24 protein-coding genes are annotated in these 24,416 nt (G+C 41.4%); 6 read left to right on the top strand and 18 right to left on the bottom strand.

Annotation, left to right across the window (positions count from 1 at the left end):
- The first annotated feature begins 1 nt into the window (after position 1).
- Positions 2–1,231 (top strand): hypothetical protein, encoded by a 1,230-nt coding sequence (locus ACOIT5_RS00510; RefSeq protein WP_423128516.1) that lies wholly within the window; start codon positions 2–4, stop codon positions 1,229–1,231.
- Positions 1,232–1,301: 70 nt separating this feature from the next.
- Here ACOIT5_RS00510 and ACOIT5_RS00505 read toward each other — a convergent pair whose 3' ends face one another.
- The 18 genes from ACOIT5_RS00505 to ACOIT5_RS00420 all read right to left on the bottom strand — a co-directional run bounded on the left by ACOIT5_RS00505 (position 1,302) and on the right by ACOIT5_RS00420 (position 17,901).
- Entirely contained in the window at positions 1,302–1,508 is a 207-nt protein-coding gene (locus ACOIT5_RS00505; RefSeq protein WP_423128515.1) for a GDCCVxC domain-containing (seleno)protein, read from the bottom strand.
- 16 nt (positions 1,509–1,524) lie between these two features.
- The gene (locus ACOIT5_RS00500; RefSeq protein WP_423128514.1) at positions 1,525–1,854 is read right to left on the bottom strand and encodes a YnfA family protein; all 330 of its coding nucleotides are present in this window, start codon (positions 1,852–1,854) and stop codon (positions 1,525–1,527) included.
- Between the two features lie 6 nt (positions 1,855–1,860).
- Complete coding sequence (locus ACOIT5_RS00495; protein WP_423128513.1) at positions 1,861–2,658, bottom strand: cation transporter; 798 nt, start codon at positions 2,656–2,658, stop codon at positions 1,861–1,863.
- Positions 2,655–3,242: a methyltransferase family protein gene (locus ACOIT5_RS00490; RefSeq protein WP_423128512.1), complete on the bottom strand. Its 588-nt coding sequence runs from the start codon at positions 3,240–3,242 to the stop codon at positions 2,655–2,657. Before ACOIT5_RS00490 ends, ACOIT5_RS00495 begins: the two co-directional genes overlap by 4 nt.
- Before the next feature lie 172 nt (positions 3,243–3,414).
- Entirely contained in the window at positions 3,415–4,053 is a 639-nt protein-coding gene (locus ACOIT5_RS00485; RefSeq protein ID WP_423128511.1) for a hypothetical protein, read from the bottom strand.
- An 81-nt stretch (positions 4,054–4,134) separates the two neighbouring features.
- Positions 4,135–4,548 (bottom strand): Fur family transcriptional regulator, encoded by a 414-nt coding sequence (locus tag ACOIT5_RS00480; protein ID WP_423128510.1) that lies wholly within the window; start codon positions 4,546–4,548, stop codon positions 4,135–4,137.
- Between the two features lie 11 nt (positions 4,549–4,559).
- The gene (locus ACOIT5_RS00475) at positions 4,560–7,082 is read right to left on the bottom strand and encodes a heavy metal translocating P-type ATPase (protein WP_423128509.1); all 2,523 of its coding nucleotides are present in this window, start codon (positions 7,080–7,082) and stop codon (positions 4,560–4,562) included.
- Between the two features lie 66 nt (positions 7,083–7,148).
- Entirely contained in the window at positions 7,149–7,568 is a 420-nt protein-coding gene (locus tag ACOIT5_RS00470) for a DUF302 domain-containing protein (RefSeq protein ID WP_423128508.1), read from the bottom strand.
- 63 nt (positions 7,569–7,631) lie between these two features.
- A complete protein-coding gene (locus tag ACOIT5_RS00465) occupies positions 7,632–7,955 on the bottom strand; it encodes a hypothetical protein (RefSeq protein WP_423128507.1) in 324 nt (107 codons plus the stop codon).
- 105 nt (positions 7,956–8,060) lie between these two features.
- Positions 8,061–8,927 (bottom strand): prohibitin family protein, encoded by an 867-nt coding sequence (locus ACOIT5_RS00460; protein ID WP_423128506.1) that lies wholly within the window; start codon positions 8,925–8,927, stop codon positions 8,061–8,063.
- 37 nt (positions 8,928–8,964) lie between these two features.
- Positions 8,965–9,750, bottom strand: coding sequence for an AlbA family DNA-binding domain-containing protein (locus ACOIT5_RS00455; protein WP_423128505.1), 786 nt, complete (start codon positions 9,748–9,750; stop codon positions 8,965–8,967).
- Positions 9,751–9,813: 63 nt separating this feature from the next.
- Entirely contained in the window at positions 9,814–10,164 is a 351-nt protein-coding gene (locus ACOIT5_RS00450; protein WP_423130596.1) for a zinc-ribbon domain-containing protein, read from the bottom strand.
- 28 nt (positions 10,165–10,192) lie between these two features.
- The gene (locus ACOIT5_RS00445; RefSeq protein ID WP_423128504.1) at positions 10,193–10,522 is read right to left on the bottom strand and encodes a P-II family nitrogen regulator; all 330 of its coding nucleotides are present in this window, start codon (positions 10,520–10,522) and stop codon (positions 10,193–10,195) included.
- 37 nt (positions 10,523–10,559) lie between these two features.
- Positions 10,560–11,804, bottom strand: a complete 1,245-nt coding sequence (locus tag ACOIT5_RS00440) for an efflux RND transporter periplasmic adaptor subunit (RefSeq protein WP_423128503.1) — start codon at positions 11,802–11,804, stop codon at positions 10,560–10,562.
- 39 nt (positions 11,805–11,843) lie between these two features.
- Complete coding sequence (locus ACOIT5_RS00435; RefSeq protein WP_423128502.1) at positions 11,844–16,262, bottom strand: CusA/CzcA family heavy metal efflux RND transporter; 4,419 nt, start codon at positions 16,260–16,262, stop codon at positions 11,844–11,846.
- Positions 16,263–16,289: 27 nt separating this feature from the next.
- Positions 16,290–16,760 (bottom strand): hypothetical protein, encoded by a 471-nt coding sequence (locus ACOIT5_RS00430; RefSeq protein WP_053181916.1) that lies wholly within the window; start codon positions 16,758–16,760, stop codon positions 16,290–16,292.
- Positions 16,761–16,823: 63 nt separating this feature from the next.
- Positions 16,824–17,222, bottom strand: coding sequence for a hypothetical protein (locus ACOIT5_RS00425; RefSeq protein WP_423128500.1), 399 nt, complete (start codon positions 17,220–17,222; stop codon positions 16,824–16,826).
- 325 nt (positions 17,223–17,547) lie between these two features.
- Complete coding sequence (locus tag ACOIT5_RS00420) at positions 17,548–17,901, bottom strand: hypothetical protein (protein WP_423128499.1); 354 nt, start codon at positions 17,899–17,901, stop codon at positions 17,548–17,550.
- A gap of 198 nt (positions 17,902–18,099) precedes the next feature.
- On the opposite strand from ACOIT5_RS00420, the gene ACOIT5_RS00415 reads away from it, so the two are divergent.
- From ACOIT5_RS00415 to ACOIT5_RS00390, 5 genes are all read left to right on the top strand, one after another.
- Positions 18,100–18,501 carry a MerR family transcriptional regulator gene (locus ACOIT5_RS00415; RefSeq protein WP_423128497.1) on the top strand — a complete coding sequence of 134 codons (402 nt, stop codon included), beginning with the start codon at positions 18,100–18,102 and terminating at the stop codon, positions 18,499–18,501.
- A gap of 1,226 nt (positions 18,502–19,727) precedes the next feature.
- Positions 19,728–20,057, top strand: a complete 330-nt coding sequence (locus ACOIT5_RS00405; RefSeq protein ID WP_423128495.1) for a hypothetical protein — start codon at positions 19,728–19,730, stop codon at positions 20,055–20,057.
- Positions 20,058–20,257: 200 nt separating this feature from the next.
- Positions 20,258–20,836, top strand: coding sequence for a GNAT family N-acetyltransferase (locus tag ACOIT5_RS00400; RefSeq protein ID WP_423128494.1), 579 nt, complete (start codon positions 20,258–20,260; stop codon positions 20,834–20,836).
- Positions 20,837–20,842: 6 nt separating this feature from the next.
- Positions 20,843–23,044: an ATP-binding protein gene (locus ACOIT5_RS00395; RefSeq protein ID WP_423128493.1), complete on the top strand. Its 2,202-nt coding sequence runs from the start codon at positions 20,843–20,845 to the stop codon at positions 23,042–23,044.
- Between the two features lie 118 nt (positions 23,045–23,162).
- Positions 23,163–24,353 (top strand): hypothetical protein, encoded by a 1,191-nt coding sequence (locus ACOIT5_RS00390; protein WP_423128492.1) that lies wholly within the window; start codon positions 23,163–23,165, stop codon positions 24,351–24,353.
- Positions 24,354–24,416 lie beyond the last annotated feature (63 nt).

The raw sequence follows: 24,416 nt of genomic DNA, 5'->3' as shown, positions 1-24,416 counted from the left end.
TATGAAGAAGATTTTTACATTTATAATTGCCGTGACTCTGACCGGTGCATCGGCACAGGCACAAATTGACCCATCATTGTTAAAACGCACCCCCAAAGACACCCTGAAACACTCAATGAATATGGATGCGGTGTATGACCGTCCGTTCCTGAATGTGGGTAAATTCCCGGTATCAGTAGGCGGTTACGTGGAGGCCAACTGGCAACGTTTGGGCACGGACGGGATTTCGGAAGGGCACCAGTTTCAGTTCAGAAGGATGACCTTGTTTGTATCTTCAACCATTGGCAAGCACGTTAAATTTTTGAGCGAACTGGAATTTGAAGAGGGAGGAAAAGAACTTGCGATCGAGTTTGCAGCATTGGATGTGGAATTTCATCCCTTTGTTAATCTCCGGGGCGGGATAATCATTAATCCAATTGGGGCTTTTAATCAAAACCACGACGGGCCAAAGTGGGAATTTACAGACAGGCCCGTATCCGCAACACAAATGTTGCCTGCTACCTGGAGCAATGCCGGTTTTGGTTTATATGGAAAACAGTACACGAAAAACTGGATGTTTGGTTATGAATTGTACCTGACGGGCAATTTTGACAACAGCATCATCAGTAACGCAGAAGGCAAGACCTTCCTGCCCGCGGCAAAAGAAAATGCTGAACGTTTTGAAGAAACCAACAGCGGCTTGCCCTTATTTACCGGAAAGATCGCGGTCAGGAACAATAAAACAGGCGAGTTGGGATTATCTTACATGGGCGGTGTTTACAACAAATTCACGGACGATGGCTTTCAATTGGACAAAAAAAGAAGGGTGGATGTTTTTGCCGTCGATATAAATACAACGATTCCCAATTTAAATACGAATGTGACCGGCGAGTGGGCGTGGATCTTCGTGGATGTTCCAGAAACCTACAGTCAACAATTTGGCAGCAAACAACAAGGCGGTTTTATCGACCTGGTCCAACCGGTTTTGAAAAGAAAAATATCAGGTTGGGAAAACGCCACTTTTAACCTTGCCTGCCGTTTGGAATATGTTGACTGGAACGTGGGGAAGTTCAGGGAAACAGGCGGTAATATAGCTGATGAGCTTTGGAGCGTCATGCCCGCGGTGAGTTTTCGGCCAACGGCACAAACTGTCTTCAGGTTAAATTACCGCATTCAGCAGCAAAGAGATATTTTAGGCAACCCGCCTGCAATAACCGGCGGTTTTATTTTTGGTGTTTCATCGTATTTCTGACAGGATAATTCTTTCCCGTTTGCAGTCCCCTCAAATTCTTACATTTGCCCAATGTCCGGTTTAAGTTAATTCAATGGTGTTTATTTTCTTTTTGGACTGGTAAACAAGAAACTGTACCATACGAACAAAACAGGCAACAATCTCCCTGCCTGGGTTTTAGTATGGTTTTGCAATTTTCACACTCATAAAAAAACTGACAGGAATCCTCATGCATGGTTTCTTCCTTTTTATAGCCACAACCCGGACAGGTGATTGTTGATTTATATTTTATTTCCATAAGACAGATTTAACATTTAATTTCTTGGTGAATACATGATGATTCCCATCCCGATAAGCGCCACGATTCCTCCAATTATATCATACCGGTCGGGGATAACCCCGTCAATTTTCCAACCCCACAATATGGCCATAATGATAAAAATACCGCCATAAGCGGCATATACACGTCCAAAATTAGCGGGTTGCCATGTTGCCACAATTCCATACATTACAAGAATTATCCCGCCGATTGCCCCAAACCACCAAGGCTTGTTTTCCCTGAGCCATAGCCAAATAAGGTAACCACCGCCAATTTCACAAAGTCCGGCTAGAACAAATAAAAGTATGGAATAAAATATTTTCATAAGAATCTATTTACCTAATTTTAAAATCCTGAAAGCTCCTCTAACCACAACCAAAAAGACAATTGCTCCAATAATCAGGTCGGGGTATTTCGATTGAGTAAGCAATACCAAAGCTCCGGCAACTATCACACCCGTATTAATAATAACATCGTTAGAGGTGAAAATCATGCTGGCTCTCATGTGCGCTTCTTTGCTTTTTGATTTTTGAAGCAGGTACAGGCAAACGGAATTGGCTAAAAGCGCCAATACAGAAATCCCAATCATCATCCTGAAATCAGGTGTTTCTTCCACACCGATAAACCTTCGGATTATTTCTATCAAACCAATACCTGCCAGCGCCAGTTGAAAATATCCGCTTAAGGTGGCTACTTTCTTTTTCCGGGTAACCGCTGTTCCCACAGCCCACAAACTCAAGCCATAAACAGCGGCATCGGCAAGCATGTCAAGCGAATCGGCAACCAATCCCATAGAACGTGAAATAAAACCGGTGGTAATTTCAATAATAAAAAAACTGAAATTGATAATCAATACTGACCAAAGTAGTTTTGATTGCGCATCGGAACCTCCTACTTCAATATCGCTTTCATCTATCGAGCTTTTTTGTATAAGTTTTGCACCAAAATTCAGTGACTCTAGCCTGGAAAATATTTCCTTACCTTCTGCTGCATGATACACGGTAAGGTTTCGATTCTCAATATCGAATTCAAGTTTCTTGATGCTTTGTAAGCCATCTAATTTCATCCGAACCATGTTTTCTTCGGATGGACAATCCATTTTTGATATATGATATTCTGTTTTAATCATAACAACCATCGTTTTACTTTCGTCATATATTCTTTATATTCATTGCCTAAAGAAGCTAATAAAAAATCTTCTTCCAACCTTACCTGAACCTGAATAACGATTAAACCTGAAACCAAAACAACAGCAGTAACTACGTTTGGAATTATTAAGAATAAACCAATAAATACGATAATTATTCCAAGGAAAATCGGATTGCGTGAGATACCAAATAGCCCTTTTGTAATCAGGTTTACTTTATTCTTGTTGTCGATACCAATACGCCATTCATTCGCCATATTGCGTTGAGCAATAAAGATGGTTATAAATGAAAGATGTAATAATCCGTAACCAACCCAAACCAAATAATCAGATTTAAGGCTTTCGACTGGTGTCAAAAACGGCATTAGTGCTGGTATAAAAGCATTTAGTGTAATGGTAATAAATGCGATGGCTGAAATTACCTTATATGCCTTGCCTATATAATTTATAGCAGTTTCTTCCTCAGTAAACCGGACAGGATTAATTCCGGTTCTTTTATAAGCTTGGTAACCGGGAATAATGAATAGCACAATTAAAAAAATGCAGTAAAATACAAATAAATACATGATCCCATTTTTCTTTAATTACAACATTCAACGGAATAAACGCTCCCACTTTCAACCCAAATCCACATTATCGGCAGGCGTAAAAAGGGAAGCAAAAATACTTCCGCCTTTGAGTTTTATATTTGGCCCGCCCTGTAAAATAAACTTGTTATTCTATTTCAATTTGTGATTTTTAAAATAAAGATTTTGTGAGGCTAACTGTCAAAGACGGATATTTGGATTCAATCATCATAAAGCCTGTTGTCAGCCAGTTGTTGATTGTCCAGGCAAAACCTTCGTGAAAGTTGATGCCGTCATAATTGGCATACACGGTATATTTTTCGCTGAAGGTAGCCGAAACATTCCCGATGCCATAAATTTTATCCATATCGGATGCCAGCGAAGCTGTTCCTGCTGAAGCCGTAATGGCAAAATTCTCAGAAAATTCTTTTGATTTGAGGAGATTCAGGTAAAATGACTGGTCACTTTCGCCCGCGCGTATGCTCCCTGTGCCCAAAACGATACCGGGGCGCCAGCCGTCCTCTTTTTCTGTCACGGGTTGAATGCGTGCATTCCAGATAATTTTTTGCGCATTAAAAGCATATCCAACACCCGCATCGAACCAGCTAAACAAACCGTATCGTAAGTTAGCAATCCCCTGTTCTTCATCAGCAGTAGGCATATAAAGCCCTTGCACCGACAAGGTCTTTGGTGCCAACAGCGACCCGTCAATAGTCCCTGAACATGCCGGACAATTTGGCCCGCAACCCTGGGCGTAGATTTCATTTGCCGCAATTATTGCAAAAAATAAAATGATGATACGTTTTTTCATAACTGATAATTCTTGATGTTAAGTATTTTAATAATTTCAACACCAAAATTACCATAAAGGCAGTGCAACACTGTTGCAAAGTTACTCGCAGCGAGGACATACCCCGTAAAGCATGAATTGAGCATTATCATAAGTGTAACCGTCAGGCAGACTAATTTTAGGAATAGGAAGTTCTTTCATGCAATGCGTTCTCCCACAGTGCTTACAAACAAAATGTACGTGTTGGTCATCTATGGAACATGTACAATCGTCATCGCAAACGGCATACTTCACCGAGCCTGAACCATCATCAACTGTATGTACAATGAAATTTTCTTCGAATGATTTAAGCGCACGGAAAATAGTTGAACGCTCCACTTTTTCAAATCGTTGCTCCAAAGCTGCAAGACTCAATGCTTTGCCCGAATCAACGAGTGCCTTATAAACCAAAGTCCGCATGGCAGTTGGTTTTACTTTTTTCGATTCAAGTTTCTTCTCAATTTCGTCGTTTTCCATAGCACCTTCGTTCAAGAGTTAATATCGGTTTCTCTTTTATAGGCCAACAACCTCAACGCATTAAAAACCACCACTAATGTGGATCCTTCGTGGATGAGTACGGCAGGGCCTATAGTTGCAATACCAGAGATTGTCAGTGGAATTAAAATACCCACTATGCCCAAACTAACCCAAAGGTTTTGTTTGATAATGCCTTTGGCTTTTCTACTTAGACCGATGGCAAATGGCAATGTTTCCAGCTTGTCGGCCATCAGGGCAATATCAGCGGTTTCCAGTGCCACGTCCGAACCGGCTGCGCCCATGGCTATCCCCACGGTGCTGTTGGCCATGGCGGGGGCATCATTCACACCATCGCCTACCATTGCCACTTTGGATTCCTTCTTCCTGAGTTTTTTTATGGCATCCACTTTTTCCTCGGGCAACAGGCTGCCCCAGGCATCGGTCAGGCCTATTTCTTTTGCCACGGCATCGGCCACTTTCTGGTTATCGCCTGTGAGCATGACCATTCGCTTAATACCGATTTTCTTTAATTGCTCCAGCGTGACTTTTGCCTCTTCTCTCGGAGTATCCATTAAGGCAATAATGCCTGCATAATCGCCATTGCGGCGGATAAGCATGGTTGTGTTCCCTTCGGATTCAAGCGCTTTTACTTTTTCTGTAATTTCCTCCGAAGGTTTTTTATCATCGAGGGCTTCATACAATTCCAGGTTTCCAATATAAACTTTGTCCTCACCCAATGTTGCTTTTATGCCTTTTCCCAAAACGGCTTCAAGGTCTCTGGCTTCGGGAATATTATTTCCTTTCAAACGTGTTTTGCCATCCCTGACCACCGCTTTTGCCAAGGGGTGGTCGCTCAGGTTTTCCACGGCTATGGCCATTTTCAGCAATTCATTTTCATCGGTATTGTTCAGCGGAATTACTTTGGTGAGTTTTGGTTTGCCTTCGGTAAGAGTCCCGGTTTTATCGAAAGCGAGGGCCGTTAAAACACCGAGGTCTTCCAATGGACGCCCCCCTTTGATGAGCACCCCGCTTTTGGCTGCACGTGCCACCCCGCTTAGCACGGCGCTCGGTGTTGATATGGCCAACGCACAAGGACTGGCTGCTACCAGAACGGACATTGCCCTGTAAAAGCTGTCGCTAAAACTTTCGTCGATAACCAAAAAAGCCCCGAGCAATAGCACGACTAAACCCAAAACGGCAGGCACAAAATATTTCTCGAATTTATCGGTAAACCGCTGAGTGGGCGATTTCTGCGTTTGGGCTTCATTTACAAGTTTTACCAAACGGGAGAGTGTAGAATCGCTGGCTTCCTTTATGACTTTAACTTCCAGCGTATTATTGCCATTGATTGTACCTGAGAAAACCCTGTTTTTATCACTGATATCTTTTTCATTGGAGTAGTCCTTCTCCGGGTCATCCACAGGCATTTTATCCACCGGTACACTTTCGCCCGTAATGGGGGCCTGGTTCACGCTGCTTTCACCCCTAACCACAACACCATCGGCCGAAATTTTACTATTGGGTTTCACGACGATGACATCGCCAATTTCAAGGGTTTCAATTCCAACTTCTTCTGTTTTTCCGTTCTTTTTCCGCAGGGCTGTCTTGGGCGCCAGGTCGGACAGGGCCGCGATTGATTTGCGGGCTTTGTTCATGGCATAATGCTCCAGGGCGTGGCCCATGCTAAAGAGGAACAGCAGCAAAGCGCCTTCGGCCCATTCACCCAGGATCGCTGCCCCGATGGCTGCAACCAGCATGAGGAAGTCAATTTCGAACCCACCTTTCAATACGGTTTCGATTGCTTCTTTTGCTGTATAGAAACCACCAAAGAAATACGCTGCTATGTATAGCGACAGGCTAACCCACGAGGGGATTGCATCCACAAAGGAGAGACCGAACCCGGTGGCCAGCAATATTCCACAAATAATGGAGAAAATCAACTCGGTATTTTTACCCAAAAGGCCTCCATGCGCATGTTCATGTTCTTCCCCTTTTTCTTCGTGCCCGGGCTCTTTATCGTGCGTGTGCTTTTTCGCTGGCTTCTCCGTTTCTTTGATGCCGCGCAGATATGTTCCGGCTTCCAGGGCAGTATCGGTGATGGTTAGTCCTTCTTTTTTTAACCTATTAACAATTGGCGCTTCATCAATCTGCCTTGCATCAAATTCAACCCGAACCATTCCAGAGCCAGAAACCGATGCTTCAATAATACCCTTTACACTGCGAAGTTTGCGCTCGATAAGGCGCGCATGACGCGGGTGGCGGATGCCTTCTACCCCGATAAGCTTATGCCCGGTTTTTTCAGTAATGGATGCACCGGTTTGCCGGGCAATTGTACGTAAGCGGGCAATTGAAATCAACTCCGGGTCATAGTGGAAACAGAGCTGAGGTACACCATCGTCAGAAGCTTCTGAAACGTGGACTTCTTCCAGTCCTTTTTGCTCCTGAAGCAATGAGATAAGCTCCTGGACACATTGGTCTTTTTCGTCAGGTACTTCGGGCAGAATGAGTGGTATTTCTAACTTTAGTTTTTTCATATTAGAAAGATATTAATGTTTTACACAATTTTAAAATCAGTTGTCAATCTGGTGACACTTTTACATTCACTGTCGTAAAAACTTTGAATCACATGAAGTAGTGATTGATTCCATCATACTCGCCAATTTCAATTTTATAGCATAGGTCAGAATAACCAGAAATTCATTATTAGAATCTTTTATTGAAGAAAAAGAGTCTATTACTAATATTTTTACTTCATTCTCATTTATTTGTTGTAAAACAAAATTAAGGGGTAACGAAGCTGTAATTTCCCCTCTCATATCAAGAACATTGTATAAAAAATCCATATTACAGGCTCCCAATACTACAAATCCAGGGCATATACTGCCAAGTTTTAGGCGAACTTTTTCCTGCATATCTATTTCATAGAATAATTCAAAGTCTTCTTTCTTTAAAGATGTTTTTACTGCCTGTAAAACATCGTTAAAATTTCCTTTTACTATTTTGTCGAAGTAGTATTCCATGATAAAATGATTTAAGTCTAAACTTCCGCCAGTTAATAATTAAGAAAGCTTGATATGCAATTTTCATCTCCTTTTTTTCTTTTTCTTTTGTTTTGTCAGGTTGTTGTTTGTATTCTCTTTCTGAATAATAATCAGTAACGAGTCAATTTTAGCTTCCATTCTCTTTTGGTCAGCATACATAATATCCATCATCATCTGCAAATTATCAATAATCTGCCCCTGTATTTTTAAAACTTCAAGCATCAATACTTCATTAGGGATTTTTTTTAATAGTTGCAGTTGTACTGAATCCGTCGGAGAGAGTTTTAGCGAATCTGGTACTTGTCCTTTTAATGCCAGGTTTAGTGCAAGCATTACAAAAAGGGAATATAAAATTTTATGCTTCATTATCTGAATTTTAAAGTAAAAAGGGGAATCCGAATGGCTTCAAAACCAACTTTCATTTCAGTTCCAATGATGAAAAAACATACCATTCTGTCTTCCCCTTTTTTTTTATTTCTCGTTCAGCAATACCGGTGATTTCCCATCGGTGATTATGATTTTAGCATTGGGCGACCTTACTAAATCCCTGGTAATTTCGAGCGCTTTATATTCAATCACCTTATCGGTAAGCGAAGCGTTTAAAATATCGTTTGACTTTTTGACAGCTTCTGCTTCAATTAAAAGCCGTTCGGCCTCCCGCTCTTGTTTTTCAACAACAAAGTCAAGCGCTATCCGCTTTTTGGCCACATCGAGTTCAGCTTCTTTTTTTTCTTTTTCAATTGTGAAAGCAAGATTTTTTCGTTGAATCCCTATATCAACCTCCGTTTTTTCAGAAACCATCTCAGCATTGAGTTTTTCCCGGATAGTCCTTATAATTTCTGCCGGCAGTTCTACATCCTTGAGCAATACTAAATCTATTTCAAACCCATAATCCCCTACAACTCCGGCAAGTTTTTCTTTTATCGCCTGTTCAATTTCACTGCGTTGGGTAATCAATTCCACAGCCGTATGATTAAGGCCTTCCTGCCTGAGAACAGTAATGAGGTTATTAACGATAAGTGATTGCTGATAATAACCATCAAACTTCCTGTAAATACTTATTACTGAGTCGGGAACCAGCTTATAGAGCAAGGTAATTTCTGAGGATACTTCAATTCCCTCGCTGCTGTGAAAGTTAACTCTGTCGGAGTACTCGGTTACGCGTGTATCAAAGCGTTCTACCTTTGTAAAGAAAAGCCCGCGTCCATAAGTTCCGGGCTCCAGGATTTTGGGCTGAACTTTTCCGTAGCGTACTTTCAATGCCACTTCGCCCGGGCGAATGATTGCACAACTGCTTAAAAGAGCAGCAACAACTGTAATTAATATTAATTTTTTCATGATAAATAATGTTTAAAAAAAACCGTCAATAGTAAAATCATCTATTCTGGAATTTGAAATTCCGTTTTCGTTTTGATTCCAGATACTCAACCGTTTCACTGGTTGAAAGCGGATTGGTAACGTTTCCGGTTCGCAGGAAAAATACCGTATGGTTATTCTCTTTAAAATAAACCGGACGTTTAGAGCGCTCAATGAATAAGGAACATATTTCCTTATCGCTAATAGTATGAAATGATACATGTACTTTACTACAGATATCTTTCCCAAAGGTATTTGAAATAATGAGCATTAACCTTTGCTCAAACCCATCTTTGGTTTTCTTTTTTAATGACCAATAATCGTTGGCAAGGCCTAAAATTTCGCCAAAATCATTTACACCAATTAATAAAGTACCTCCTTTCCCATTTAAAAACCCGGCTATTGATTTTAAAATCACATGTTCCAGGTTTTTATCAGTTTTAACCTGCCGGTAGTCATGCCTGAGTGATGATTTGAATTCTACTTTCTCATTTTCGCCTTTTTCTATTAACTTTAAAATATCTGAAGCGCCTGGCATCTTAACCCATTTTCTTTTTTTGTAACGATAAAAAAGCGTGGCAAAAACAATTCCGATGATGAGTACGGCCAAATCAGTAAAAAAAATTCCAATATCCTCGGGTGGGAAATAAACCTGGTAAATATGTGATACAATATCCCGGAACGAAGATTCATGGCCGGACAATTCATATTGGTATGTGGCAATTAAAAGTGGAGCTAGAACAAACATGAAGAAACCTCCACCGATTAGCTGCCATAAAAACAAACTTTTAAATTTTTTTTTCATGTCAATGATGTTTTAATCAAAAAGACCGGGAAAGATATTTTCCGCAGTGTAATAATTAAACCGTCAAACCCCGTCAGCACTACAATGCGGACACCACCGGCCCTGTTTAATATTGTCGGGGGTTGATTGAAACTTGTGCCCGTGCTCACATTGCCACAACATTTTGGTTTTACAGTTCTTATACTCTTTTGAGAGGCATTTTCCACCCCTTTCACGGGCCAGAACATGCATGGCACCCATCCCCAAAAGTTGGTTGCCCGCACAATGCGGACACCAACTTTTCCTGGTTTTTATACTGAAAGGGCTCGCATACCATTGATGCCCTTTCTCACAAAGCCAAAGTAGCTTTACTTTGCTGTTTACATACCTTTTTGACAAACAATCCCCACCTCTTTCCCTTGCAATCCGGTGCATTTCTATCAGTGGTTTCATCGTGATGATTTTAATTGCCGTTTGGCAATCCTGTCTTTACCCGGTAGATTTTTTCGACATCTGAAACATAAATAATCCCATCGCCTGGATTTCCTGTACGTCCCTGTTCCGAAATGATGGCGACGATTTGGTCCACATCGTTTTTAGTACACACAATTTCAATCTTGGCTACCTTGCTGTCGGTGATTGAGAACTGTGTTGAAACAGAGGGGTCAGCGTTTTCAAGGTTGCCCGTTCCTTCTGCTGTTGAAACTGAGAGATTGGGAAACCCTGCTTCGATTAAATGATGACATATATCATTTACTTTAAATGGCTTTACAAATGCTTTTATTTCTTTCATCTTTAACCTTTTTGCGTTTTAACAATACTAATTATTCTTAATGGCTGTGTGACGTCTGGCTTTTTTTCATTTCAGAAATCAGGTAATATGCATTGTTTAAGGCAAGCATTGCATTTTTCGGTAGTGGTTCAAGCAATTTCACTTCTACCCATCCTTCTTCTTCTATCCCGGTTATTATCTCCACAGGTTGAAATGCCCACTCAGTTTCACCTTCTTCTTCGTGTTTTTCTGCCATAAAAATGTACGATTTACCTTCTTCTTCCACTATGGCACCTTCGGGCAAAGCGGGCAAAAGGTTACTTTCGGTGTGTATCTTGCCATTGATGTACATTCCTGCAATTAGGTAACCTTCTTTTTTCTCTATCTCGGCATGCACATGCACAGCCTTCGGGTTTTGTTCAAACTGCCTACCCACCGCAAATATTTTGGCGGAAAGGGTTTTACCGGGCGCCGATTGTACCGTGAAGTACACTTTTTGCCCTTCCTTTACCTTATACACATCTTTCTCGAATACCATGAAGTCGGCATGGACATGCTCGTTGTTTACAACCATAAACATTTGGTTTTGCGGATCTACGTACTGACCAAGTTGTACCAGCACTTTTTCGATGTAACCATCAATAGGGCTTACCACCGGAATGGTTTCATAAATGTCCCCTTCCCGGATATTTTCCACATTGATACCGAGAAGTTTTAACTGCGCCTCGTAACCTTTTACTTCTCCTTTCATGGCCTGATAATCGGCCTGAGCCTGCTGAAAGGTTTGCCCTGAGCCAACCTTCTCTTCAAAGAGCCGTTTCTGCCGCTCAAATTCCTTTTCAAGGAATTGTACCTGGTTATAGACTTTCAGGTAATCCGTTTGCAATTTTACCAGGTTGGGGTGGGCAAGATAAGCCAACACCTGTCCTTTTTTTACTTTGTCGCCTTCTATCACTTTAATGGAAGTGACATTGGCTCCCAGTATTGCTGTAATTGTTGCTTCATGCTGCGGGGGTACTTCCAACTGCCCGTTGGCTTCAACAACACCTGAAAGGGCGCGTACAGGCAAAGAATCTATCTCCATCCCAAGACTCTTGAACTTCAAATCCGACAAATGCACTTCACGCATTCCACCTTCTTCTTCATGCCCTTCTTCTTCATGGCCTTCTTCTTCATGGCCCTCATGTGATTCATGGGCTTCACCTTCATGTGCACCCGAATTAGCTTCCTTATTGTTGCCACAACCAACCAAACCCACTGTAAGAAAAACAATTGCGAGAATTTGTATGATGTACTTTTTCATTTTTTTATATTTTTTGAATTACTGTTTTCTGTTTATTTTTCAATTTGATGTTTTTAAATAATATTCCAGTTGAAAGCGGCTTTCCAGGTAATTTCCAAAAGCATTCCATGAATCCACCTCGATTTGCACCGCATCTCTGATGTTTTGCAAAAAAGCAACATAGTTTATGGCGCCTTCGTTATATGCTGTGATTGCTCCCTGGCGTTGTTCCCTGGCGAGGGGAAGCGCTTCATCGCTGTAATAGTTCCAGGAATTGAGCCACTTGAGGTATTTTTCTCGTGTACTGCTGTACATGGCGTTAAATTCGAGTTGCGTCTGCATTAAGTTTTGTTCAGCAATTTCGCGTTCAATTTTGGCAGATTGCACCCGGCCCAACTCCGGTCCGAAAACAAGAGGAATTTGGATTCCCACATCATAGGAATAAAATCCACTTTCTCCGCCCACTTTCTGCTTACTGTATCCTCCGCTGAGTTTTGGTAAAAATTGGGATTTTCGCTCCCTGATAGTCGCATCTGCTACATCTACACGTTGCCGGGCAAAATTTAGTACAGGGTGAGAGCCTGTAGTACCTGAAATTAATTCGGCAGAATTTTCCAAATCGCTTACTGGTGTTTTTGAAACAGTATAAAGCGTATCGCCGGCAAACCAGGCGTTAAGTTTTTGCAGGGCTGCGAGGTAATCGCGCCAGGCCTGTTCTTTTTGTATTTGCACCTGATTGGCTTCGTTTATTGTGGCAAGATATTCCAGTCTGGAGCTTGCCTGCGTTTCCAGCCTAATTTCGGCTGCCCTTTTTATGTCTGTAAAAATAGAGTCGAGGCTATTGTACACGCGATAATTATTCCAGGTAGCATACACATTTCCCCAGGCACGTTTGACTTCCCGTTCCACCTCAATTTCTGTAAGGTTAAGAGCTGATTCTGCCAGTGTAATATATTCTTCCTGAAGCTTTAATTTGGGCGAAATTCCGAATACATCGATTCCTCCCTGTTTTATCCCAATTTGAGTATAAATACCATCTGAACCGTTTCCAACTTCCTCTTTTCCGGTGAAGATTTCCGTGCTTCCCAAATCCCACGCAGTTTTTTTCAGTACTTCCTGATTTTCAATCTCCAGGCGTGCCGATTGTATTTTCGGGTAACTTTCAACCGCAAGTTTACTGGCTTCTTCCAGTGTAATGGCAGGCAGGTTTTCGACAATTGAGTTGATGGAGTTTGAATTCTCCTGAGCCTGTGTTGTTGAAGGCAAACCTATTAATCCGGCAACAAATAACACCAGTAATATTTTGGCTGATGCCGTTGGCTTTATTTTCATTTTACCTCTTGATTCTACGAAAGTATAGAGTATCGGCAGCACAATAAGCGTTAATAATGTAGCTGTAAGCATGCCTCCGATAACCACAGTAGCTAACGGGCGTTGTACTTCAGCTCCTGCAGATGTTGAAAATGCCATAGGTAAAAACCCGAGGATATCAGTTGATGCTGTAAGCATAATTGGACGTATTCTTTCCTTTGTACCGGTTAAAATACGCTCTCTGATGTCTGAAACACCTTCCATCTTAAGCGAATTAAACCGGTTGATTAAAACCAGGCCATTGAGTACTGCAACTCCAAAAAGTACAATAAACCCAACACCGGCCGAAATACTAAAAGGCATATCCCGCATCCACAAGGCAAACACACCTCCAATGGCTGCCAGTGGAATTGCCATGTATATCATAATGGATTGAGAAAATGACTTTAGCGCAAAATACAACAATACGAAGATCAGGAAAAGTGCAATGGGTACTACAATCATCAATCTGCTTTTTGCCCTTTGCAGGTTTTCAAATTCTCCACCATACGTAATATAATAACCTGGTGGCAAGTCCAATTCTGCATCCAGTTTTTCCTGAATATCGGTAACTACCGATTCAACATCGCGTCCCCTGGTGTTAATTCCTACATAGGTTCTGCGGTAGGTATTTTCACGTGAAATCTGCATTGGGCCAGGGACATAGTCGATATCGGCTATTTCTTTAATCGGCACCTGTGTACCATTGGGTAAATCAATAAAAAGCTGCCGGAGGTCGTCGATACTCTTCCGGTGGGATTCATCGAAACGGATTACCATGTCAAAACGTTTTTCGCCTTCGAAGATCGCTCCTGCTACTCCTCCGGCAAAAGCAGTGCTAACATATTCATTCGCTTTTCGAATATCCAATCCGTATTGAGCAATTTTTTCGCGGTTATAGCGGACAGTCATTTGCGGCAACCCCGATGTGCGTTCAGGGCTCACATCACCTACTCCCGGAATGGTTTGAATGATTTCGGCCATTTGCTCCGATTTCTCGGCAAGTATATCAAGGTCTTCGCCAAACAATTTTACGGCGACATCCTCACGGACTCCTGTAAGTAATTCGTTGAAACGAAGTTCGACCGGCTGGCTAAAAACAAGGTTTACACCGGTTAACCGCTCTTCCAAAAGTTCTTTAATTTTGCCAATTAGTTCCTGTGTAGATTCTGCACTTGTCCATTTATCCATGTCCTTTTCCAGAACAATGAAGATATCAGCAATATCCATGGGCATGGGGTCTGTTGGAATATCGGCCACCCCAATACGGGCCAGGGCTGTTTTTACTTCAGGAAAATTTTCCTTTAAAAGATTCTCAATCGTGATGGAAACATCTATCGCTTCATCAAGTCCGCTACCAGGACGAATCAACGCCTGCATGGCAATATCTCCCTCATCCAACTGGGGAACAAATTCACCTCCCATCCGGGAAAAAGTATATACAGCAACGCTCAATATCACAATGGATGTTATAATAACAAGAGCTTTAAAGCGTAAAGCAAATCTTAAAAACGGAAGGTACACCCGATGAATTGCACCAATAATTTTCTCACTGAACGCTTCCAGTTTCCGTTCAAAATTTCCAAACCAGTTCTTTTTGTTTTGGATCGGCTTCATAAACAAGGCCGACATCATAGGCACGTAAGTGAGACAAAGAAGAATGGCGCCAATCATTGCAAACCCGAAGGTGTATGCCATTGGCTGAAACATTTTTCCTTCCACGCCGGTTAGAAAAAGTATGGGCGCAAAAACAATAAGAATAATGATTTGTCCGAAAAAAGCAGAACTCATCATGGTGCTTCCTGAATCATAAGCCACCTCGTCCATTGCTTTCTGGTTAAAGAGGTGCTTACCCGCTTTTATACGTTTCTGTATTTCATACACCGTTCCTTCAATAATAATTACCGCGCCATCTATGATGATTCCAAAATCAATGGCTCCCAGGCTCATCAGGTTGGCCCAAACATTGAAATGTTTCATCAAAATAAAAGCAAAAAGAAGCGACAGGGGAATCGTAGTGGCAGTAACAATACCGCCCCGCAGGCTACCCAGCAATATCACCAGCGCAAATATTACAATCAAAGCCCCTTCCAGCAGGTTTTTCTTAACAGTATCAGTGGTTCTGGCAATAAGTTCGCTTCTATCCAGAAAGGGTTTAATTTCCAGCCCCTCGGGCAATGATTTCTGGACTTCTTTCATCCTTTCCTTTACATTCTTGATCACAGCATTCGGGTTTTCTCCACGGAGCATAAGCACCATTCCCCCAACTGCTTCTTGCCCATCCTGTGTGAAAGCCCCGTACCTTACCTGGCTCCCAAAGTGAACCTTTTCTGCTACGTCCCTAATCAGGATTGGAATACCATCTTCATTTCGGATGACGATGTTACGGATATCATCCAGCGAACGCACCAGGCCTTCGCCCCGGATAAAGTTGGCCATGTTATTTTTTTCGATATAGGCGCCCCCAGTATTCACATTATTGCGTTCTAATGCTTCAAATACTTCTGAAATAGAAACATCTATGGCATTGAGTTTTTCAGGGTTGATGGCTATTTCATACTGTTTAACTTTCCCACCAAAGGCATTCACTTCTATCACACCGTCGACCATTGCCATTTGCCGTTTTACAATCCAGTCCTGAATGGTTCGGAGTTCAGTTGCAGAATAAACGGTGTCGTAACCGGACATAGGTTTGATGGTATATTGATAAATCTCTCCCAGGCCTGTGGTAATTGGTCCCATTGAAGGGGAACCAAATTTTTCAGGAATTTGCTCTTTTACTTCACTGAGTTTTTCCGAAACCAGTTGCCGGGGCAGGTAAGTTTCCATTTTGTCCTCAAATACAATAGTTACCACCGAAAGGCCAAACCTCGATATAGATCTTATTTCTGTTACCCCCGGCAAATTTGCCATGGCCAGCTCCACAGGGTAAGTCACAAATTGCTCTATGTCTTCTGTGGAAAGGTTCTCGGATACGGTAATCACCTGCACCTGGTTATTGGTGATATCAGGCACCGAACCGAGATTTACCGTGGACATGGAGTATATTCCCACTCCAATGAGAGCCAGCGTGAGCAGCCCTACAATAAATTTGTTTTTTATTGAAAATGCTATGATTCTGTTTATCATTTCCTATTGATTTTATTTGTTAAAACTCTATTTATTTCTTTGGTCATAGTATTTGTTCATCGTTTCTTGATTTTTAAAATAAACCAATTCCGGTTTTCCTTTTTCTTTTAACCCGATTAAGGCATCAGCTTTGTTAATTGAATCGCCCGAAAAAGCATCGGGCACCATCGCAACTTCCATAAAGTACTCTGTAAGGTGGTTAAAACATTTCTCGCTGCAGAAATAATACACCTTGTTTTTATATATGACTTTTGAAGATTTATGTAACTGTAAGTTGTCGCCGTTCATGCAAGCCCATTCGCCGGGAACTTCATTGTCATACCACGCCCATTTGTGATACAGAAACCGGGTATCGCACTTGTAGGTATAAAAAATTAGGACAGAAATTGTTGCGATCATCAGTAAACTGAAACTGACAATAAGTGTTCGATTAAACTTTTTATTCTCGATTTTTTGTTTTTCCCGTAATTGTTGCTTGCTTAACTTCTTCTTTTTCATATCAAAAAGATTAAGTAAACATATAGGCCGGCTGTTTTACCGGTCTGTTAATTCAAACAAAAGTTAAGCAATTGCAGGAGGCGCCCGGAGTGAGTGAGCGGTATAGAAGAATTGTTTTATGAAAATGGCATGATTGCCAAAGATAGTTGTGGTAATGTCTTTTACAGGTGGAATTTCACTTTGAACAATAATTCCAGCCGGGAAGAAATTGAAATGGTCAGATAAAGACTGATTTAATGATGTAGTGCTTGTCTTTTCAGACACCAGAATATTAAATGCATGACAATGCGTGTCTGGTTTTTCCGAATTTTGCCCCTGAACAGGAGTTTCACAGGCTGCTTCCTCTTCTGATGAGTGTGTAATCTCTAAATGGTGATGGTGCGGCACAACAGTATGGGCCAAAATAATCAGCCCTGCCAAAAAGGTAAAAAATCTTTCTATATGTTGTCCTTTAAAAATCAACCGACTATGATATTAAAAATCAATTAATAAAATAATGACAAAGATAGAAAAAATATTTCTGCAACCAAGTTGCAGAGTTTATTTGTCGCAATTGGAACAAACTCCTTTCACAACCATATTCACAACAAAAGACATTTTCCTCGACTACTTTAGAGCCACATTGTATACAGCCTGGGAAATCCAGGCTGAAAAATAGTGGCAGTCCAGAGTTCAGTAATCCGGCAATTTCGGGTCGGTGTTGACTTTACCAAACAAAGAAAAAGCAAACAAGGTCATTAGGCTGGTTGCTAACCGGTTGACGCTTGAAAAATGGCTATCGGGTGCATTAAAATCCAAGTTCTGCCGTGATAAACTCTTTCACTCCGTCTGCACCTGTCAGTTCCAGCCAAGCTTCGGTGTTGTCGCCACTAATAGAAATAGTAAAGGTAAAAAAATCGCAACATGCTCTTTCGGTTTTAATAAACTCTATGAGCTCGTCCAAGATTTTGTCTGTACCCGAAAACTTAAATGCATAACCGTTTTTGAGTTCCTTTTTGTCAATGATTTGTCGTTTTAAACTTGCAATAACCGTTTCCTTTCTTTCCCGGAGTTCGGGTGTTGTCAATTTGCAAGACATTTGTACTGGTTTGCTTTTTACAGTGCAGCCATTACTGCAAATTGTTTCTTTCTGCTTATCCATTATTTTCTTTTTTGATGATGTTGAATATTGATTTTGTGCATAACTACAAGCTGTTAACATTGAGAATACCAATGTTACTGTTGAAATTCTTAATAGATTACATATAATTGCCTATTGTATTTTGTGTTTTATATTTGCAAAGATAAACCGTGGAGTATAGTCCACGGTCAAGTAAAAAATCAAAAAAAAATCATAACGATGTTAATAGGCAAACTATCAGAGGCTTGTGGGCTATCAAGAGATACTATACGCTTTTACGAAAAGCAGGGGCTGATAACTATTGGCAAAAAGGAAAGTAAGTTTAACAACTACAAAGAATATTCAAAAGAAACTTTGAAACGATTGTTATCCATAAAACAATTAAAAAGTTTTGGGTTCACACTGAATGAAGTGTCCGAACTGCTTGATATGATTGATGTCAACGAAGCAACTTGTAAAAACGTTTCGCATAAGATTGATGAGAAAGTTTTACTGATTGATCAAAAAATTCAGGAACTTAAAGCCGTTCAAAAACAGTTGTTAAACGGAAAGAAAAACTGCAAGGACGAAACAGGAGCGTTAAAAACTCCAAATGAAGCTTGTCCTGTGCTTGTTCGTTGACGGCTGAGACAGTTCAGTCAGCGTTGTCCATACCTTTAGATTGTTGTTTCTGATATATAAGAAACTGAACTATTCGAATCAAACGGGCCCGTGGATATTTTTATTAAAAATCCATGTCCCTACAGAGTCTTAATCGGATGTTGAATCACCTGCACTAGCTAATATCTCCACCTATTAGTCGTGGCCACCAACGACAACATGACCGGTACTCAACTAAAACAGCAACAACGGTTACCAAAGCAGCAAGCGATTGTAGTCCAAACAAAGCATTGGCTACGGCCAGTTCAAAAAAGTTGCTGGCGCCGATCATGGCAGCTGGGGAACATATAGCATGGGGTAATCTCAACAAAAAAAGTCGAATTTGATAAGCAAACTTCCCACAATAATTTAGTCTGACTACCCATGCTCTCCGTATGATACCCAAAATCATCGATGGTCTCAGTTTCAACAGGAGTCGCACCAAGCTTCAGGCTCTCCAGTTGCTTTGTGATTTCTTGATTTTCACCCAATGAAAGACGGAAAGCTTACGATTTTCAAGATCAAATTTCAATTGACGTTTGCCGTCAACACCATCCAGCTTCATGCGGATAATGTTCTCCTGCGAGAGGCAATCCATTTTGGGAATATGAAATGTGCTCTTGTACAAATGCCAGTCGGATAGGTGATATTCTTTTCCTATACCGTGGTGTCATTACAAACTTCTTTTTCTTCAACTTCTTTTCTGCTGAACAGGCAAATAAATAGCTTCAACAGCTTTCCTACCCCTTATTCTCCTATCCTTTCCCTAAACCTGATCAGCTCGGTCGGGCCAACCCGATTTCGTACTGAAAGAACGTTTTACCTCAGAAGTGTTGTCCATAAGGATTTTCCTGCCACCAGTACACAACCGATTCATCCCTTTAGCTGAACATCATCTTCAGCAACAAAACGCCAACCACTTTACGGATGAGATGGAAAGACAGCCATTATCCGGACAATAACCAGATGTAAACTCGTATTCTTTATTGAGAAATTGACCCAGCCAGGTTGTAAAAACAGCAACAGGAGAACTGAAAAAGAACGGGACTCCCAAAACTGTATCGCCCCAAAATAAAACCAATCCCAATTTTCTGCAAAGCAACAGGCACGGTAATGCCCTGGAAAATTTATTTGCCAATTTCATGCGGCAGAGCAAAAATCTCACCCAACTCAGTTTCTTCAAAGTACCTATAAACGCCGTTTCAGAAATGGCAAACGTAATTGGAGATATTGTCAAAAACGGTTATGAATCCGGCAAAGAGTTGCTTGATGAATACCGGATAAAACCGGAAGACTATCACAAAAAACAAAATAAAGAGCAACTGCTCGGAGAACATGCCCAAAAGAGCATAACATCACAAACCAGCCAGGACAAAGATCAGGGAAATCGCTTTTATCCTTCGAGTACTTCTTCTCTTGTGAATTATATAAAGTATGCGGATGGGAAACTACTTCACCCAACAATAAAGAGGTTTAGGCATTCCTGTATTTTTTCGGATTTTTGCTATTACCTCGGGATGTGGGATTCCTTTACCTGAATCGACCCCCCAATAGAATCCATTAAACCCTGATTCCAGAAAAAATTGATACAAATCTATTAAACCTTTCCAATGATTTAAAACAATTATGATTTTTTACTTGTTCCTAATGATTAGGTTTTGAATAGCATCTTCCGAGTAATTTATTCGACATATTGTCGCTGAAGTTTTTTGATTGTTCACTTCAAAAATTTTGTACTATGAGACGGGCTACTCAAGAAGATAAGAATTTCATCATTGATATTCTTACCCAATCCTTTGAATCCAACCAAAGTGTTAATTATATCGTGACCCAGGATAAAAAACGGATTCAGCGAATCCGGGCTTTAATGGATTATTCCTTCGAGGTATGTTCTTTATTTGGCGAGGTGTTCATTTCTGAAGATAATAAAGCCTGTGCCCTTATCGTGTACCCCGATAAGAAGAAAACCAGCCTCAAATCAATCTTGTTAGATGTTAAACTAATCATGAAGTGCGTTGGGGTCAAAAATATAAAGAAGGCGCTTGACCGGGAAGCACTAATTAAGAAAATTCAGCCCAAAGAGGCGATGACCTACTTATGGTTCATTGGCGTTGGCCTCGCAGACCAAAATAACGGGCTGGGTAGCGCCATGCTCCAAGCAATTATCGACCACAGCAGCAAAAATAATCGGCCGATCTACCTGGAGACTTCTACCGTTCGAAACCTTCCTTGGTACAGCAAATTTGGCTTTGAGGTTTATAGCGAGCAAGATCTAAGCTACCGTCTTTACTTTCTGAAAAGGGAACTAAAAAAATGACCTCCGATGTTGGTATTTGGGACACAAATGCACCTGGTCACATTTATCTTTGTGAGCATAGAAGTTGTTATCTTCTTCTATCTGGTCATATTTTGGCTCGCGAGACCTGATGACCGGACCGTGCCACTAAACTTGGTCCTCATCTTTCTATTGTTATTTTACAACATCAGCGGCGGACTCCTGCCAGACCCTAAATTGCCGGGGTCTTATTTCTCCCAACTATCGATTGCCTACGCAACTGGCTTTATTACGCCCTGTTACTTTCCCTTCTATGTCTACAAAGCTTTTGGTTTGACAAAGTTGAAGTTCCACGCCTACATCGGTGCTTATGTGTTCCTTTTATTGCCCTATCTTTTGTTTGTTGTGGCTTTTGCCTTGTCTGGCGAATTACGAGTTGCACAAATCCTTCTAATCTTTCCTGTTTTGTATGGCATCTGGCTAATAATCTCGCTGTATATTTCAATCCGGCATAAGTACAACAATTTCAAAAGTGGGGAGTCAAAACAAGAACTAACCGTCTTGCTGCTAAGCATTGCCCCGTGGGTCAGCCTTCCCATTATTGCGGTCCTCGAACTGGGGCAGGCTGTAGAGGCCTCTGTCACAAATTTTGGTTTTCTGTTGCTCTTTAGCCTGCAGGTGAAACGGAATGTAAAACAGCTTCGGATCGACCACGAAAAGTTAATCGAATCCGAGCAGCGGCTGCGGGCTTTGAACAATAACCTTCAGGCTGAAGTAACCAAGCGAACAAAGGAATTGGAGAAAGCCAACCGATTAAAAACCCGCAACTTCATAAACCTGGTCCATGAAACAAAAACACCGCTCACATTGGTCAAAAACTATCTTGATGAGTATATCCAAAAACATGGGCAGGACGAAGAACTTGAAATTATCAAGAGCGGAGTGGATAAGCTCACTGCCGATGTGATAAACCTGTTTGATGTCGAACGGTTTTCCAAAGGATTTGATGTTTACCGACACAATAAAATTTCGGATTTCAGTGCCATTTTGGAAAGCAGCTTGCCTTTGTTTGAATATTACTGCGGAAAACAGGGTATCAAGTTTAATGCTGAGATTGAAAAAAACCTTCTCATAAAAGCAGCCCCTAATGCAATCAACCGTATCGTCAACAACGTGATTGAAAATGCCATCAAATTCACCGATACTGGCGGTGAAATAATGGTTTCATTAAGCGCAAAAGACAGCAAATTATTTTTCTCTGTTCAGGATGATGGCATTGGCATATCTCCAGCCTTTCAGCAGAAGGTATTCGAGCCTTACTACCAAATCGGACATAAAAATACCAATCTACAAGGGATGGGGCTTGGTCTGCCGATTGTGAAGAAAGTCACGGAAAGTTTAGGCGGTGAAATTATCATTGAAAGTAACCCGCAAGAAAGACCAGGGACAAAAGTATTGATTATCTTGGCAAAACACGAGCCAGCTACTGATGACAATCTTGCACAGCTTGTAAATGAACCTGCCGGCTCTTACTATCAGATGCCTGATTTTGAGATTGAAGACAGTGCCTACTCTCCGGCAAAACGAACAATCTTACTGCTTGAAGACAATAAGACCATGCTCCAGTTCTTGTCCAAAAAACTGCGAAACAAGTATAATGTGTTTGCCACTTTGAACGGGGCTGACGCACTACAGAAACTTGCCGGCTTGCCGGTTATTCCTGATTTGATTCTTTCAGACATCATGATGGACAAAATGGATGGGTTTTCGTTTGTAAAGGCAATTTCAGGACAAGAGGCTTATCAGCACGTTCCGATTATTTTCCTCACCGCGAAATCAACGGCAACCGACAGGATGAAAGGCCTGAAGCACGGTGCCATTGATATTGTCTCCAAGCCCTTCTCGTTTGAAGAACTCGACCAGAAAATTGAGACGATTTTATCCAATATTTCCAAACAGCAAATGGCTATTCTCAATACTTCCATATCCAACCTGAACCAACTAAAGAATTTTTCATCCGGAAGCTTGCCCGTTACTTCCCAGTCCAACTTCGAAGAAAGCTGTGAGTCGCTTAAACTGACTGCCCGGGAACGGGAAGTGGCCAAGTTAATGGTTGAAGGGCAGACTTATAAAGAAATAGCAAAAAAGCTTTTCATATCAGAGAAGACGGTCAACAAGCATATTCAAAACATGTTCGCAAAAGCGGGGGTTTCCAACAAAGTTGGCCTTATTAATAAGTTGATCCGGTGATTGAGGCCGGGAATACTACTATTTGAGTACGGAAGTAGTAGAAGTTACGTATCGGATTTAAGACAAAAGAATCCGAAATTTGATCAATAATTTCGGGTAATCTCTAAATACGTGGCTTATGAATGAACGATATATACTGGAATGGCTCGATACAGTGATTACGGTCACCCTCAACCCTGTAAAAACACAAGTTTCTGCCCTTCAACCGGAAGATATTAGGCGGATCATGAAAGGCATTGGACCTGAAAAGACAAAGATCATGGGGGCAATCAAACTGTTGGTTTTTAGTAGCGGTAACGAAGCCGAACTAAATTATTTTATCAAGTTGTACCATACCAGCCTAGTCGTTTTACTAGATCAGGCTGTCAGGAACCAGGCTCACCAAACAACATATCCTGCACTGAAGCCGGTTTTTGAAGAACTGGTTATATGCGTGGATGAACTTATTCATTTTTTGGAAAGGCGGTTTTCCGCTTATTTGGTATTGAATGAACGGCTACCCATAATTTATCTTTCCCGCGTGAAAGCAGAATTGAATGGCAGGATCAGGGCAGTTGAGAAAAAATTAAAATCACAGGAAGCGTTTCAACTTGCCACCGGCATCCTGGTCCCTGTCGTCAGGCGTTTTCTGAACCAAGCGCAACAGGAACACGAATTGACCTTTCAGGAAATTTCCTACATCAAGGACTTGTTCCAGGAAGTTGAAAACCTGGAATCCAACGCTGTTAGCAGTTTCTTTTCGGTGCTTGACGAACGCTTGATCTACATGAACTTCAACCATCGGCTTTACGCTGATTACCTGTTACAACGGCTGAACAAAGATGTCAGCAACTATAAAACGTCGGAAGGTAAGATGGAGTACCTGTTGGTTTACGCCAAGGCGTTTCGGCAACTGCCCCGGAAACCTGACGCCATCTTTTCCGGCAAATATCCCGATCTGACCAAGGTGCTTTTGAATTGGTTCCGGCATGAAATCTCCTATCTCGAAAAGAGCATGCGCCTTTCCATTAGAGCATATAAAACCAGTACGAAAGGACCTGTGTCAACTAAACCCAAACAAAAAGTGGTATGCGCCCTTTCTTCCGACCAAACCGGACTAATATTAAGAGCGGCCGATGAATTGCGGATTCTGGTTGGCAGATCGATGAACGAAGTTTTTAAAACGATTGTGCCTCACCTTTCCTCACCATATAAAGAAAATTTATCCTACGACGGCATGCGCAGTAAATCGTATGTGCCGGAAGAGCGGGACAAACAAAAAGCGATCGACGCCTTACAGCGGATCATTAAGAAGATTGAAGAATATTAATCTACGATAAAATTTCAGTGGCGTAGAAATCATTCAGGATTCGGATAATGAAAACCTAATTTG

It is taken from the genome of Gaoshiqia hydrogeniformans (assembly GCF_049347105.1).
Classification (GTDB): Bacteria; Bacteroidota; Bacteroidia; order Bacteroidales; family Prolixibacteraceae; genus Gaoshiqia; species Gaoshiqia hydrogeniformans.
The sequence above is the reverse complement of the archived record's forward strand: the minus strand, read 5'-3'. Positions and strand labels throughout refer to the sequence as shown.

What these genes read in the sequence shown, in the direction of transcription:
- ACOIT5_RS00405 (WP_423128495.1), top strand. Translation starts at nt 19,728, where the DNA reads ATGGCAAACGTAATTGGAGATATTGTCAAAAACGGTTATGAATCCGGC.
- ACOIT5_RS00495 (WP_423128513.1), bottom strand. Translation starts at nt 2,658, where the DNA reads ATGATTAAAACAGAATATCATATATCAAAAATGGATTGTCCATCCGAA.
- ACOIT5_RS00390 (WP_423128492.1), top strand. Translation starts at nt 23,163, where the DNA reads ATGAATGAACGATATATACTGGAATGGCTCGATACAGTGATTACGGTC.
- ACOIT5_RS00505 (WP_423128515.1), bottom strand. Translation starts at nt 1,508, where the DNA reads ATGGAAATAAAATATAAATCAACAATCACCTGTCCGGGTTGTGGCTAT.
- ACOIT5_RS00440 (WP_423128503.1), bottom strand. Translation starts at nt 11,804, where the DNA reads ATGAAAAAGTACATCATACAAATTCTCGCAATTGTTTTTCTTACAGTG.
- ACOIT5_RS00470 (WP_423128508.1), bottom strand. Translation starts at nt 7,568, where the DNA reads ATGGAATACTACTTCGACAAAATAGTAAAAGGAAATTTTAACGATGTT.
- ACOIT5_RS00395 (WP_423128493.1), top strand. Translation starts at nt 20,843, where the DNA reads ATGTTGGTATTTGGGACACAAATGCACCTGGTCACATTTATCTTTGTG.
- ACOIT5_RS00490 (WP_423128512.1), bottom strand. Translation starts at nt 3,242, where the DNA reads ATGTATTTATTTGTATTTTACTGCATTTTTTTAATTGTGCTATTCATT.
- ACOIT5_RS00450 (WP_423130596.1), bottom strand. Translation starts at nt 10,164, where the DNA reads ATGCACCGGATTGCAAGGGAAAGAGGTGGGGATTGTTTGTCAAAAAGG.
- ACOIT5_RS00475 (WP_423128509.1), bottom strand. Translation starts at nt 7,082, where the DNA reads ATGAAAAAACTAAAGTTAGAAATACCACTCATTCTGCCCGAAGTACCT.
- ACOIT5_RS00460 (WP_423128506.1), bottom strand. Translation starts at nt 8,927, where the DNA reads ATGAAAAAATTAATATTAATTACAGTTGTTGCTGCTCTTTTAAGCAGT.
- ACOIT5_RS00430 (WP_053181916.1), bottom strand. Translation starts at nt 16,760, where the DNA reads ATGAAAAAGAAGAAGTTAAGCAAGCAACAATTACGGGAAAAACAAAAA.
- ACOIT5_RS00480 (WP_423128510.1), bottom strand. Translation starts at nt 4,548, where the DNA reads ATGGAAAACGACGAAATTGAGAAGAAACTTGAATCGAAAAAAGTAAAA.
- ACOIT5_RS00500 (WP_423128514.1), bottom strand. Translation starts at nt 1,854, where the DNA reads ATGAAAATATTTTATTCCATACTTTTATTTGTTCTAGCCGGACTTTGT.
- ACOIT5_RS00435 (WP_423128502.1), bottom strand. Translation starts at nt 16,262, where the DNA reads ATGATAAACAGAATCATAGCATTTTCAATAAAAAACAAATTTATTGTA.
- ACOIT5_RS00455 (WP_423128505.1), bottom strand. Translation starts at nt 9,750, where the DNA reads ATGAAAAAAAAATTTAAAAGTTTGTTTTTATGGCAGCTAATCGGTGGA.
- ACOIT5_RS00400 (WP_423128494.1), top strand. Translation starts at nt 20,258, where the DNA reads ATGAGACGGGCTACTCAAGAAGATAAGAATTTCATCATTGATATTCTT.
- ACOIT5_RS00415 (WP_423128497.1), top strand. Translation starts at nt 18,100, where the DNA reads ATGTTAATAGGCAAACTATCAGAGGCTTGTGGGCTATCAAGAGATACT.
- ACOIT5_RS00510 (WP_423128516.1), top strand. Translation starts at nt 2, where the DNA reads ATGAAGAAGATTTTTACATTTATAATTGCCGTGACTCTGACCGGTGCA.
- ACOIT5_RS00485 (WP_423128511.1), bottom strand. Translation starts at nt 4,053, where the DNA reads ATGAAAAAACGTATCATCATTTTATTTTTTGCAATAATTGCGGCAAAT.
- ACOIT5_RS00465 (WP_423128507.1), bottom strand. Translation starts at nt 7,955, where the DNA reads ATGAAGCATAAAATTTTATATTCCCTTTTTGTAATGCTTGCACTAAAC.
- ACOIT5_RS00420 (WP_423128499.1), bottom strand. Translation starts at nt 17,901, where the DNA reads ATGGATAAGCAGAAAGAAACAATTTGCAGTAATGGCTGCACTGTAAAA.
- ACOIT5_RS00445 (WP_423128504.1), bottom strand. Translation starts at nt 10,522, where the DNA reads ATGAAAGAAATAAAAGCATTTGTAAAGCCATTTAAAGTAAATGATATA.